This is a genomic window from Planococcus liqunii (assembly GCF_030413595.1).
Classification (GTDB): domain Bacteria; phylum Bacillota; class Bacilli; order Bacillales_A; family Planococcaceae; genus Planococcus; species Planococcus liqunii.
In genome coordinates, this window is sequence record NZ_CP129238.1 from 3,070,051 (window position 1) to 3,084,561 (window position 14,511).

The following is a 14,511-nucleotide window of genomic DNA, read 5'->3' on the forward strand; positions in this document are numbered from 1 at the left end:
TTCTTATTTGCTGACCATGTTTTGGATTTGGTAATCGCCATATGCGTCAATGACCACAGTGAAAATGACGGTTTCTGTCTCACTCATTGTTTTATTGCTTGCTTTGTCGTGATAGATATATTCAGCCGTTGCTTCAACAGTCGATTGTTCTTCGCCTATTTCCACCTGCGTGACCGAAGAATTGATGACGTCGTAGACCTTGTTGGCATCTGTTCGCTCTTCTACACGCTTAATGCCCTCGGTTTCCCCTTCACTGCCAGGCAGCAAGTAAGACTGGTAATAGACCAGTTCAGGATCATTCAGCGAGTATGGCAGCAATTCGTAATAGGACTGGATGAAGACTCCAAGCAGTTCTTCATCAAAATAGGAATCTTTAACATCCGGCAGCACAACTTCTTCTTCCACATACTCAATTGGATTGGCTACCCATTCGTTTAGCTCATCCATCACTGTGCTAATTGGAATCGCATAGCCGGTTTTTGGGCTATCTTCCAAGATGATTGAATTGATGCCGATGATTTGTTCATCCTCTGTGTCAATCAGCGGCCCGCCGCTGGAACCTTTTTTTAAGGTTGCGGTGCTTTCAATCATATTGGTGTATTCATATTCATCTGAAAAGCTTGCACCAGTTGCGGTAACTTCCCCCTCAGTAGCCGTGTTCGCCTGATCTTCGGGAGATCCGATGGCGACAACTTTCGTACCGACTTCCGGATTTTTTGCCGCTACTGGCATTGGCGTTTTGCCGGCGAGTTCTTTCACACGAACCAAGGCGATATCTTTTGTTTCCGAGATGCCGATCACTTGGCCATTGAACTCCTGTCCGTCACTGTTTTTCAATGTTACATACGAAGCGTCTTTAACGACGTGGGCATTGGTTAAGACGTCACCTTGTTCGTTAAACAGGAAGCCCGAACCTTGCTCGAGATCGGTATAAAGTGTATAAACATGAGTCTTGGCGTTAGCAATCATTAAGGAAAGGTCTTTTTGCGGTGCTGCAACCGGTTGTTCCGGTGTGACAACTTTCGCGTCTCCCGCCGTTTCCTTTGTTTTCTCTTCCGCCTTTTCTTCTTGCGGTTCTTCTTCTCTTACATCTTGAACTTTCCCTTCAACCGGCACTTCTGACTCCGGAATTTCTTCCACTTCTGTTTGGAAGCCCGTATAGGCTTTTCCAGCGAACGCTTGTTGTTTAACGGTCGCTGTCGTCGGCGGCGCATCTGTTGGAGGAAGCAGCAGGAAGTAACTGCTGAGACCAATCATCGCTAATATTACGAGCATTATTGTAACAACAAAAATTTGTTTATTGTTTTTCTTAGTCAGGCGATTGGATTTTCGGCTATTCATAGGGTCAACTCACTTCTCGTTTAAATGGAATATACATAATAGACGTGACAAGCGGCAATAAGTTACAAGGTCTTGTGACATCAAGGTTCGGCTATATTATAACAAGTTGTGGACCAAAGGTCTGCTTGTGTGCATTAACAAGCCGCTATAAGAAGGAAAAGACGGAAAATTTGCGAATCCTTCTCTTCCAAGATATGTCCTTTTAAGTTTTCCACGGATGCAATTTTTATGTATACTAGAAGGATACGATAAATTTTTTGAATTGAGTCTGAGGTGGTTTTTTGAAAATGCGTTTTAATTACAAGGGCGTCTTGTTGATGCTAGGTGCACTGCTATACTTTTATTTTCTTGTCGGTGGGATTGAGACGTTTTTAAACGGCAATCCAGATGCTACAGCTGCCTGGAAAACCGATCAGAAAGAAGCTTTTTATTTTAACATTCTAATTGTGTTTAGTTTGTTTTTGTTGCTGATGGGAATCTTTAACCGTTATATGGTCAGTTTTATCCTGACAAATATCGTTGTGGTGTTACTGGCTGTCATCAGTTACTACAAATTCAGCTTTCTAGGGGAATATTTATATCCTTGGGATATGCTGCTTTACAATAATATCTTTAATTTGCTGCCCAACCTCTATAAGGAAATTGACAGCGCTAAGTTGCTTGGCGGAGCAGCCATCGTGATTGCCATTATTTCCGGAATTGTCGCTTATGCCTTCATTAAAAAACCGAAGCGGCTGATCCGGCTAAATCCGTGGATCCGTATTGCGTTTATCGGTGCAGCTGCCGCTTTTTTAAGTATCTTTATCTTCTATCGTTCCATTCCGAACGTAGAAGCATCCCTTAAAGAGGTAGGCGTTACGAATTTGACATTTGACCAAATTCGGAATTACAAGACAAATGGTTTTTTGGTGACGTTCTTGTTGAATATGCAGAGCGCTATCGTGTTGTCGCCAAGCGGATACAATGAAAAGAATATTAACGAAATTGTCGATGACTTGGAAAGGGTTCCTCCGAAAGTGAAACCGGATTTAGAGAAAAAGCCGAACATCATTTTTGTCATGAGCGAAAGTTTTTGGGATCCGACGTCAATGGAGAATTTGACGTTTGGAACAGACCCCGTCCCGAATGTCAGGGAACACCAAACCGGCAAAATCTTGTCCCCTACTTTTGGCGGCGGTACTAGTAACGTTGAGTTTGAAGTACTGACCGGATTCAGTAATATGTTCCTGCCTCCAGGTTCTGTTCCTTATCAGCAATACATCAAAGACGAGTTGCCGTCGATGCCCCGCTACTTAGCAGACATGGGCTATCAGACGACTGCCATTCATCCTTATCCAAAATGGTTCTGGAACCGTGAAGAAGTGTATAAGCATATCGGATTTGACAAGTTTATCGATATTGACGGCTTCACCGATCCTTTGTATAAAGGGCCATTTGTTTCTGACGAGCAAGTGACAAACACCATTATTGACCAGACCGAACAAAGTGAAGATCCGGTATTTGCTTATGCCATTACGATGCAGAACCACACCGGTTATAATGAAGATAAATATCCAGAATACACGGTAGAAACCGGCGTTCCAGAAACGGTTGATCCGGTCTTCAATTTACTGTTGCGTTCTTATACCCAAGGGGTTTCCGATGCTGATAAAGCGTTCAAGCAATTGATTGATTACTATGAGAATGCTGAAGAACCGACTTTGGTCGTCTTTTTTGGAGACCACCTTCCGGCAATCGGACAAGACTACAAATTTTATAAACAAGCAGATTTTGTGGCTCGTGGACCAGGCGAAGAAAATTGGGACCTTGAAGATTACCAGGACACGCGAACTACACCGCTTGTTATATGGAATAATTACGGGGCACCAACTCCTGAAATCGAAACGGTCAGCACCTCTTTCCTAGGACCGACTGTTTTTGATATGGCAGGCATCCAAAAACCATTGTATTACTCCATTCTTGAACAGTTCTCCGAGCAGATGCCGGGCTACACGCGCGACTTGAAAATCGACGCAGAAGGCAATTTGCTGAATGTCACGCCTGATGCTGTTGAACGGATAAAACAAGATTACCAATTGATCCAATACGACTTATTATTCGGTAAGCAATACTCACGTGATGCATTGTTTAAACCGTAAAACACAAGGCCACCCCGTAAAGTTTGAACATGACTTTTCGGGGTGGCTTTGTGTTGTTTAAAAAATCCATATTATTCTCTAGATTCACCTGGCATAAAATGATAAATTTGAATGACTTCTAAGGCAGTTCGTTCTATAATAAATTGGACCAGGATTTCAGTTTAGTCAGGCTTGTCGAACCGCAGGCTATTGCGGTTTGCTCTGCGTTGCCTTCTCATTAAAACTTGATCGATTTCCGCCATATTCCATCTATATAAAGGGGTTTCACAGTGTGATTTTTAACTCGTTCGAATTCATCTTTCTGTTTCTGCCAATTGTCTGGATTCTGTATATGCTGCTTGGCCGTATCCACATACCATTCGCCAAGACGTGGCTCTTAGTAGCTTCGTTGTTTTTTTATGGCTATTGGAACCCGGCATATTTGCCGCTCATTCTAATCTCTATGCTTGTGAACTATGCAATCGGCATGTTTTTAGGGAGAAATAAAGCCAAAACTTACCGCAAAGCCATCTTAACGATTGGTATCATTTTCAATGTACTGTTGCTTGGTTATTTCAAGTATTACGACTTCTTTGTAGAAAACATCAATTTCTTAATTGGTTCTGAGCTGGTATTGAAAAATATTTTATTGCCGCTCGCCATTTCTTTCTATACGTTCCAGCAAATCGCTTACTTGGTCGATTCGTATCGCTTGGAAACGAAAGAATATAATTTCTTGAATTACGGCCTGTTCGTTACGTTTTTCCCGCAACTGATTGCGGGGCCTATTGTTCACCACGGACAAGTCATGTCCCAGTTCAGCGATAAGAAAACGTATCGCATCAATTACGAACACATTTCCCAAGGCTTGTTGATTTTTGCTATCGGCTTATTCAAAAAAGTGGCCATAGCCGATACTTTTGCGGAATGGGCTAACGCCGGCTACAGCAACGTTAACGTGCTGACTTTTCTTGATAGCTGGGTGACCACTCTGTCTTATACATTGCAGCTGTATTTCGATTTCAGCGGTTATTCTGATATGGCCATCGGACTGGCTTTGCTGTTTAATATCCGCCTGCCACTGAATTTCAATTCCCCGTATAAAGCACGGGACATTCAGGATTTTTGGCGCCGTTGGCATATTACTCTGTCGCATTTTTTGACCACATATATCTACATCCCGCTCGGCGGCAATCGCAAGGGACCAAAGCGTACATATGTGAACATTTTCATCATCTTCCTGGTATCGGGCATTTGGCACGGCGCTGGCTGGACATTCTTGATCTGGGGTACAATGCACGGACTTGCGAGCATCATTTGCCGTTACTGGAAATTGGCCGGCTTTAAAATGAATTCAGTGTTGGCATGGGTCACGACATTTTTGTTTGTCCATTTTGCCTGGGTTTTCTTCCGTGCCTTGACGCTTCAAGACGCTCTTACTGTGTTAAAAGCGATGTTCGGCATGAACGGCCTTCGCTTGCCAACGGAATGGTTCCATGAAACAAATTTAGACTGGCTGTTTCCTTTTTCAGCCACAACGCTGGAATTGTCGATTACCATCTTAATCGGCTTAGCGATTTCCTGGTATGCCAAGAACTCGGTTGAAATTATGTATGAAACGAAACGGAACGTGCCGATGGCTGTTTTCGCTGCTCTTTTGCTGTTTTACAGCGTGATGCAGTTGCAACAGGTCAGCGAGTTCTTGTACTTTAACTTCTAGGAGGAGATCCCATGAACGATAGAAAATTTTCGCTTACCGTCATGGCGATTTTCGCCATTTTGACACTTGCTGTGGTTACTTTCAATTACTGGATGGATCCGCTCTGGAATTTCAGCCATGCCCATGAATACAACGACGTCCAGCTTGTCACGGACGAACGCGAACAAAAGACAGCCAATCAGATTTACGTTCCAAAAACCGAGGATACCTTATTGCTTGGTTCAAGCCGGAGCACTTACATCCATCATGACGGCTTTAAAGATTGGAAAGTCTACAATTACTCAGTGGCCAACTTATCCATGCGGGAGTATTACACGATGATGGACTTTGCGTTTGAGCAGAATCCGGATTACGAACGCGTCATTCTCGGCGTTGATTTCTTCAAATCGAGCACGCAGGAAGCTGAAGCTCCACGTTCGATCCAGAACCATGTAAAGCGGGTTACTCAACCGTTTTACCGAGCTAAAAACTTATTGTCGTTTGATTTGATGAAGACCTCTGCTCAAAATTTGCAAATGTCAGCTGACGATGAAATTACAGAAGATCGCTTGTATAACCGTGAAGGTGATGCATTTGCCCGAAAATTATCTGAAGAAGAGACTTTAAGTGACACTGAAGACAAGATTAAGAAATTTGAGTCCACGTTTTATGGAAAGTCGTATACGTATTACCCACGATACAAAGAAATTATGAAAAAGGTACATGACTTGCATCCAGAAGCAGAAAAAATGGTCTACACTACGCCAATTTCAAGCGAGCTTTTCAAGTCGCTTGTATCGACCGGTCTGTACGAGGAATACGAAATCTGGCTTCGTGATTTGGTCGAAGTATATGGAGGCGTCTGGAATTTCATGTATCCAAATAGCGTAACGAATGATATTACCAACTATTACGACGGCCATCACTTTTATCCCGAAGTTGGTTATTACATTGCCTCACGTATGGAACAAGGCGATAACGCTGAAGCTCCAGAAGACTTTGGTGTCTATGTTACGCCTGATACTATCGATTCCCATCTTAAGCAAGTGAAGAAACTTGTAGACGAATTGAATTGAATTTACAAAAGCCGCTTCGGTAAGAAGCGGCTTTTTCGTGCTTCGCTGCAGGCGTGACGCTTGGCTTCTTTGGAGCTGGGGGATTGGTGGGTGAGTTTCCCCTTTCTAGTAGCGAGTTTCACGATACTTCCTCTGAATTTCACGATTCTCCTTTCCAATTTCACGATACGCTATTTGAGTTTCACGATCCTGTCAAATAGTTCCCAAGCTGAGATGGACGGCTACTTTTATACGGAATCCTAATTTGTTTAATAAATAAATTAGTAAAAAAAGTTATTTACTAGAAATAAGTGGAATGCTACAATCAGTTCAGTACTTTTAGATAGGGGATATCATCATTGAATAATCAAAAACTTTTTATGGCAGCATCGGCTGTCGCACTTGCTGCTGTTACTGTCGCTGCACCTGTCAGCGCATCTTCTGAACACACCTTTACGGACGTCGGATCTCGTTATGATGAAGCTGTCAGCTTCTTACATGAATATGAAATCATTAATGGATTATCTGCAACAAAGTTTGGCACTCAACAAACATTGACACGTGGTGATGCGGCTGTCATTTTAGCTAATACACTCGGGTTGAATGATTACTCTGCTCCAGATGCCGGTTTTAAAGATTTGAACCATCGTGTACGCGGTGCAGTAAATGGCCTCGCGGAATACGGCATTATTTCTGGCGTGACGAAAACGCAATTCAAACCAAATGAGCCGTTAAGCCGTGGCGCTATGGCGAAATTCCTGGTATTGTCTTTTGAGTTGGAAGAATTCCAGGAAGAAACCCCTTTTACTGATGTTGGCGGCGTCTTCGAACCCTATATTGAAGCACTTTTCGGAACGCAAATCACTTCCGGCAAGACTCCAACTTCTTATGGCACTTATACCAACATTACTCGCGGTGAATTTGCGAACTTATTATATAACACGATTCTTTTTTCCGAAATGCTGGACTTCTATTCCCCATCTGTCACACATGCAGAAGTAACAACACCGACTTCTACACAAATCACTTTATTTGAACCGATACCAGAAGGTTTCAGCGCTATTGATGCAAGCTATCTTTTTGATTACTCAGTGAAACTAGAAGATGGAACGGAAATGATTCTGACACCCACTTCAGCTAAACTTTCGACTGATCGAAAAGTGCTGACAATCAATCACGTTAGCACCGATTTAAGTGGAAAAACCGGTATGGTTATTGCGGATGATTATGAAGATATTATCGAAATTCCTTTTGACTTTAAGTAAATACAAAACTTGGCTGTCTAAGCTTTTAAGAAAAAGCGAAAACCTTCACGAAGCATATGCTTCGTGAAGGTTTTTATTCTTTATTTTATATATTGCCTCACCGAATATTCCACCATCAGATGCCCTCTCGGTGTCCAATGGAAGCCAAGTAACGGATCGACCAATCCGCTCTTGGCAATACCAGCGTCTGTTGCAGTTCCCGCTTTTTGAATGGCATTGGCGTAGTTATCGATCAACTTCAGATTTTGCTGTCTGGCGATTTTTCGAATGATATCGTTGTAACTGTTTTCCCAGGCACGGATGCCTCCTTGATCTGCATACAGTTTGCGAATATCCGGATTGGCGAAGGATTGCGCTTTGTAATACGTTTCTTCATGAACCGGCAAATTGGTCATCAAAATAACTTCAATCTGCTGTTTCTTCATTTGCCCAATCATGTTTACTAGGTTTTGCTCGAATTGCACTTTGTCGACTTGAGGCTTTTTCGTATCAGACCGGATTAAAGCATCGTTTAACCCAAACATCATGATTACCGTATTTGGCTTATGATCCAATACATCTGTTTTTAACCGCTTCAGAGCATTTTCAGTTGTATTTCCACTGACACCGGCGTTTTTAACCGCCAATAAAGATGGCCAGCTATGATTCGGATATTCTGGAAATTCTCTTGGCAAATAAGAACCTGAGGTGTTGCTGTCGCCAAAAGCGATGATTTTGGCTTTTTGAAGTAAAGCTCGGTTGGCAAAAGCCGCCATTTGCGCCCGTGTCACAATCTCTTCGGGCCGATATGTGTTGTCTTCAGGATATCCAACTGTAATGCCGTGTACACGCATAGCCATTACGTAAGGGTATTTCCAGTCAGTTTCTTTTACATCCCGAAATTGAACTGCTGCAGTACCTTCCAGCTTAAAGCTTGCTGAAAGAAACTTCGCCATCTGTCCGCGCGTCAGCACTTCATCCGGGCCAAACGTTCCGTCTGTTTTCCCGTCAACAATTCCTTGTTTTTTCAAGGCTTCAATGTATGCGAATGCCCAGTGGCCTTTTGACACATCCGAAAAACTAGCGCTTTCTGGCTGAATCGGTTTAATATCGGCAGCAAGCGACAAAACCTTCGCTGCCTGGGCTCGCGTGATGTTTTCGTTTGGCTTGAACGTATCGTTCGAAAATCCACTCAGCACTTTTTTACCAACCAATGATTGAATGTCTTCATACGCCCAGTGGCTGGTTTGAAGATCTTTGAAGGTGATAGCTGCTTGTGCAGTGCCCGTACTTCCTGAATATAAGCAAATGAATAATATCCAGACGACTACTGCTTTTCCCCATGTTTTCAACATCCATTCCCCCAATTTTTATCCATCTAATTTGATCTGATGTCAGATTCTCTGTCTTTTCTACAGAGAAGATCCATCTCCCTTTATCTTCTTTATTATAGAAGAAATTTACATCTTATGGTTCTTTATTTTAACCATAAAGAAAAACACCTTCACTTAGCCGTTTGTTGCCAAACGACCGTGAAGGTGTTTTCCATGATTCATCTTAACGAATTCTGCTTATAAGTTTTAACATCGTCTTACTTTTTCGCTTGTCCTTTGTTCGTCACAACCGTGTAATTGCCGAACTCGTTGATGCTAAGCGTGAATGTTCCGCCATCCAGTTTTCCTTGGATGATTTTCCATTTGCCTTTGGCATCTTCGCGTGCGCCGAATTGTACTTTAACGTTAGTTGTGTCAAAGCTCAAAGTGACGCTTGAAGTGAATTTTACCCCAATTTCTTTGCCTTCAGCGTCTGTAACTGTGAAGTCAATCTGGTCTGTCAGTGCCGGACGGCCGTCTACTGCTGGTGCGTCATCCACTGCAAGCTCCAAAGTGAATCCTTCGCCAGCCGCGTTAGCAAGCTGCTGCAGGTTCTCAGTCGAAAGCGTCAAGTCTGCAGTCGGCAAATCAATCAACAGATCTTTGCCGCTTGCAATGAGGTCCTCTACTGTTCCTTCAGAGAAACTGATATCCAGCGTTCCATCTGCATCAAATTCTCCTGTCTTAAGGACAGCCGTTTCGCCTGTCATATCCGGATCAGCTTCTTGCTCACCCGGTACAATTGGATCAGCGAATGTGATTTGTGCCAAGAGCGGATCGTGGTCAGATGCACGGCCATGTTCTTCCATGAACATCGCATTGATGTGGACCATATCCAGCTCTGTTTTGGCTGCCAAGTTGTTGGTTACGAGCAAATGGTCAAGCACTTGCGAGTTCCCTTGGTAGTAGTAAGAGAAACGATCGTCTAACGGCACATCTTCGACTTTATTCGTCAGGATGTCACCTTTTAATGCATCAAGAGCCGGTGTGAATTCGAAATCGTTCATGTCGCCCGCAACGATGACGTTCAAGTCAGGGTTTTGTGCAAGCCCTTCTTTGATAAAACCGTTGATCGCTGTAGCCAGTTCAATTCGTTCTGCCACTGAACCAAGGAATGGCGGCTGGTTCTTGCCAAACAAGCCCTGGTCTCCGCCTTTGGAGTTCAAATGGGCGCCGATTACAACAACCTGCTCGCCTTGGAATTCAAATTGCGCCGCTACGGGTTTGCGTGTACCTGGCATTGGAATCGGCTGTACGCGTCCCGGGTTCAGCGACAATTCGCCGTTTACCCATTCTACGTCCTGTGTCGCCGTTCCTTTAGTGCCTTCAGAAAGTGTGACGCGTTCCGGGTTATAAAGGAAACCGACACGGATGTTCCCGCCTGGCTCTCCTCCATCTTTGTTGTACTCTGGCGCAATGTCCGTCCATTTGTAAGTCGGTCCGCCTGCTGCTTCGATTGAAGCAATAAGCCGCTCATAGCTTGCTGTTGCATCAGAGTTGCCAGATGCAATTGGGCCATCGTTGTCTTGCACTTCGACCATTGTGATGACGTCCGGTGAGTTTAAGTCTTTAACAAATGATTCACCTACACGTGCCGCTTTTTCATTGCTTGTGTGGCTCGGGTCTGCAGAGAAGTTCTCAACATTGTAAGAAGCAACCGTCAATTTGTCTTCTGCTTTTTGAATCCAAGTCTGTTCTGGTTTAGTGCCGCCGTCAACAATTGCCGGCAGTTCGTTTTCGTTTGTCCAAATTTGGTAGTTGCCGAAGCCATAACCAAGAACACCGACTGGCGCTTCAGCGAATCGGTCGCCCGCTTTCGCGATGACGCCTTCACCTGTTGAAATGGTAATGCGTTCCGGGTTGTAATCATCTTCAGCGATCAAGATGCCACCCAGTTTATGGAACTCGTTGTTTGTCGCGCTTTTCGATACGACGAACACTTCGCCGTAATCTTGCGGCCCGACGATTTGGGCATCAGCGACGCCAACGCGCATCAATTCAAGCGATTCCCAGAAATCAACACCGTCTGTTTCCGGATCGAACGAAGTCAATCGATCGTCATCAATGTTCTTTGTTGGAGGAAAAACATCTTCGCCGATCATGATTGGTTCAGGAAGTTCGGCCGTACCGTTTTTCACGACTTCCGTTGAGCGGATGCGTGTAAGCGGCAGGTCGTTGTCTTTCATGTCGGAATAGCCTTTATAGAACCATTCTTCCACTGTACCGGCAACTGTTACCACGTCGCCCACTTGGAAAGAACTGCTCGCACTTGAGCGGTTGACGATAATGGCTTCTGAAGTGGCCAAGTCATCGTCTGCATTGGGATCTTGAATCACAAAGTTTGCGCCGTTGTAGAAATGTGTGATGACGCCCGTAATTTCATTCACCGCGACATTTTCGTAGTTCGAGAAATGTTTTTTGCCTTGAATATCACGGATTTTCAGGTCCGCTGTTTTCAGGACGGTGTATTCAAATGTGAAGACTTCTGACGTTTCAGCGCCAATTGCGATGGCTTTGATCACCGTGTCTTCGTTTAACGTAATCGGTGCTGTGTATTTTGTACTTGCAGCTGTTGGTGCTGAGCCGTCAAGCGTGTAGTAAATGGCTGCATCTTCCCAGCCTGATGCCAAAGTGATTTTTGTCCCTTGGGAAACGACACCCGGGAAGACATCTGCATAGACAGCCGGCTTGTTGACCAAGTCAAAGCTTTCAGTGCCCAGCGTTTTCACTTGATAGGTTTCGTTGAATTTCGAAGCGATCCCCGAAACGTGGATCAAATCGCCTTCTTTGTATTGCTGAAGAAAGCGCTCATATGTCAATCCATTGCGGTTATCGTTGCGGATGACGACGGTTTCGCCGTTCTCAGCTTTCGCTGTAAATTCGAAAGTGCCGAAGTTGTTTACTGCGGCAAGGCCTGTGATGGAGACATTTTTCAGTTCAACCAATTCGCTTTGCGTTTCTTCATTGACACCAGCTGGCGTGATAGATTGCGTCGCTGGAATTTCGTTGTTTGAAGAAATTACTTCTATAGTATTGGGCTGTAATTGAAGTTCACCCGAATACGAGGATACGGTACCAACTAAGCGGACTTTGTCGCCCGTTGCTACCTTTGCATTTGCTGTATAAACATAAAGCCCGGCAGTCTCGTCCTGGATATAGAATGCGTTGCCGCCCCAGAAACCGGTTCCGGTCGTTACGGTACCTTCCACTTGGATCAATTCACCCGGCATTGTGCGTGCTTGGGCCAGTGTATCGACTGCTGTCGGTTCAGGTCCAGCAGGCGGTTCTTCGCCCGCAGAAACGATAGTGAATGCCGATGCACTGCGTAAACCTGGCACTGTGAAATAAGCGCCAAGTGTACCTGTAATCGTTACTTGTGCTTTAAAGTTTTGCGGGTTGTCCACCAAGTTCACTCCTGCACGGACAGCGCCAGTCGGCAATTGAACCGGCAAGATTTTCGCTGGATTTGTTTCATCCGGCGAATCCGCTAGCCCAACATTCGTAGCAGCTGTAAAAGGAGCTTCTTGATCGTAGCTGGTACCGCTAATGGCAGTGCCGACGATATATCCTTTCACTGTTGCGGATCCAGTATTGTTAGCAATTGCATCTGCCACGCTGATTGGTTCTGCGGCATTAGCTGTCGCCATATATGGAAAAACGGCGGATAAGATCAGTAAAAGACTTAGAAAAATCTTACTGAACGCATTTTTGGTCAAATTACTCCACTCCTTGGATTTTTTTGAGGTGCAGGATTAATTATACATAAAGAATGTAAGCGCTTCGTTAATTTTTTGTAACAATTCAAAATAGTTACCTTTATAGCATATATAAATGTAAATATAAAGAAATTTTTAATTAAATATTACTATATTTTATATAATTTTCGCTTTTACCAAATGGATTCTGCCCATTCTGGATGATCAATGAATGGATTCCGGTTTCCTTGGAAATCTTCAATTTTTTCATTGCGCTGCTTTTCCCAAGCGCTGACCGGATCTTGTGCATGCCATTGAAGCAATACGGACAATTTGCCGTGGTACGGCGCTGTTCCGTTGTTCAATACATTATTCAATTCCAAATCCACCGGGTCGCCCGGCTCATAGCGCACTGCCATGTACAGAAGCATACGAGCAACGTCGCCTTTCACGTTGTTCGGCGGTTCCCATGAAGTGGAGGTCCGGAGACAGCCGGTGCATCCGCTCACCGTGCTGCCGCCGTTATCAAAGTCGAGGTTGCCGCGCAGACCGTTGATTTGCACATCGCTCGGACGAACATGATGGATATCGGTTCCAGCCCCGTTGGCTGTTCCGAAATCGCCGTGCGACTTCGCCCATGTGTGCTCGCGGTTCCAGTTGCCGACACTGCCGCCATTCAATGATTTCGAACGTGATTCGCCGGTGTAAAGCAAAATGACGTTATTCGGATTGTTCGGGTCTTCATCGGTCACTTTTAGTGCATCCCATACGGCTGAATAGCTAAGCTGCTTGTGGTCGTCGATGATTTCGTGCAGTTCCGCTTTTAACGCCGCGCCTTGCAGCCCAGCTGCTGTCGCGTAATAGCCTTCCACACTCGGATCTGCCGCCGTGACTGTGACGGAGAAGGAGCGGGTGATGCTTTGGCTGCCGTCGCTTGCCGTCACGCCGACAATGTGCGTGCCTTCAGCAAGTTTCAATGTCAGTGTAGAACCGGAGATTGTTCCTTTCGTTGCGGTAAAGGAAAGTGCCTGCCCTTCCGGATCTGCGAAATAATTGCGCATATCGTATTGAAGTGTTGCACCGGCTTGCACTTGTTCATTGGCGAATGCCTTTGTAGCAGTAGGTGCTCCATTCGGCGAAGTTACACTGCCGTTTATTACGTGGGCACCGAGTTTACTAAACGTATCGGCCGGATATTTTGTCCACTGGGTCGTTGGTGTGAACGCATCATTGGTGACGCGGTCGCCTGAAGTCACATCCGCATTCCGCACCAACGTAACGTCCGCCAGATTGTTGACAAGCTTGCCTGTCTGGCCAATGGAATCAATGGCCGCACCGGATTTCTCCAGCACCAAAGCATCGTCGCCGTTGAAATTGATGACGCTGTCGCTCCGCAAATCGCCTTGGGCTTTGATGGCTGTTCCTGCGCTGCCGTGGTAAACGACAAAGGTTTCGCCGTTTGCGAGTGTGCCTGCCAGATTCACTTTACTTTGGGGAGAAGTGCTGCCGTTTGAATACAAAGACAGCGAATAGGAACTCAAATTCACAGCTGCTCCTGTACCGTTATAAAGCTCGATTGCTTTGTTCATGCTGCTGCCTTCAATGTATTCGGAAATGAAGAGATCGCTTGCGGTGGTTGCCGCTTCGGCAGTTGTTGCACCCGTCGGCAGCCAGAGGCCTGCCGCCATTCCGATTGATAACAGGACTTTCATAGGTTTGCTCCATTTTTTCTTCGCCATTTACTTTGTTCCTCCCCGTTTCTAATTGCTTGGTGCCGTCTAACGGTTATTAGATGAAACTTAATAAATAATAATTGTAAATTATTTACTTAAAAATATAGTAATTTACAATTATTATCTACTGACTATTCAAACTTTATAGAACGAAGGGCCATTCGTCAATATCACTTGAAAAGAGTTACATAAACTTAATAATAAGAACGAATCCAAAAAGCCTCCTGACCCAGTCGGGGTCAGGAGGCTTCTTC

8 protein-coding genes are annotated in these 14,511 nt (G+C 44.7%); 4 read left to right on the forward strand and 4 right to left on the reverse strand.

Annotation, left to right across the window (positions count from 1 at the left end; all coding sequences use genetic code 11):
* Positions 1-3 precede the first annotated feature (3 nt).
* Positions 4-1,341 carry a S1C family serine protease gene (locus QWY22_RS15240; protein ID WP_300981685.1) on the reverse strand — a complete coding sequence of 446 codons (1,338 nt, stop codon included), beginning with the start codon at positions 1,339-1,341 and terminating at the stop codon, positions 4-6.
* Positions 1,342-1,628: 287 nt separating this feature from the next.
* Here QWY22_RS15240 and QWY22_RS15245 point away from each other — a divergent pair, with 287 nt between their 5' ends.
* The 4 genes from QWY22_RS15245 (at position 1,629) to QWY22_RS15260 (ending at position 7,477) form a co-directional block, all read left to right on the forward strand.
* A complete protein-coding gene (locus QWY22_RS15245; protein ID WP_300981686.1) occupies positions 1,629-3,479 on the forward strand; it encodes an LTA synthase family protein in 1,851 nt (616 codons plus the stop codon).
* Positions 3,480-3,750: 271 nt separating this feature from the next.
* Complete coding sequence (locus QWY22_RS15250) at positions 3,751-5,178, forward strand: MBOAT family O-acyltransferase (protein ID WP_300981687.1); 1,428 nt, start codon at positions 3,751-3,753, stop codon at positions 5,176-5,178.
* Between the two features lie 11 nt (positions 5,179-5,189).
* A complete protein-coding gene (locus QWY22_RS15255) occupies positions 5,190-6,233 on the forward strand; it encodes a hypothetical protein (protein ID WP_300981688.1) in 1,044 nt (347 codons plus the stop codon).
* Positions 6,234-6,571: 338 nt separating this feature from the next.
* Entirely contained in the window at positions 6,572-7,477 is a 906-nt protein-coding gene (locus QWY22_RS15260; protein ID WP_300981689.1) for an S-layer homology domain-containing protein, read from the forward strand.
* An 80-nt stretch (positions 7,478-7,557) separates the two neighbouring features.
* Here the strand turns inward: QWY22_RS15260 and QWY22_RS15265 are convergent, their stop codons facing one another.
* The 3 genes from QWY22_RS15265 to QWY22_RS15275 form a co-directional block, all read right to left on the reverse strand.
* A complete protein-coding gene (locus QWY22_RS15265) occupies positions 7,558-8,811 on the reverse strand; it encodes an S-layer homology domain-containing protein (protein WP_300981691.1) in 1,254 nt (417 codons plus the stop codon).
* A 236-nt stretch (positions 8,812-9,047) separates the two neighbouring features.
* The gene (locus QWY22_RS15270; protein WP_300981693.1) at positions 9,048-12,545 is read right to left on the reverse strand and encodes a DUF8508 domain-containing protein; all 3,498 of its coding nucleotides are present in this window, start codon (positions 12,543-12,545) and stop codon (positions 9,048-9,050) included.
* Between the two features lie 173 nt (positions 12,546-12,718).
* Entirely contained in the window at positions 12,719-14,263 is a 1,545-nt protein-coding gene (locus QWY22_RS15275; protein WP_300981694.1) for an endonuclease, read from the reverse strand.
* Between the last annotated feature and the right edge of the window lie 248 nt (positions 14,264-14,511).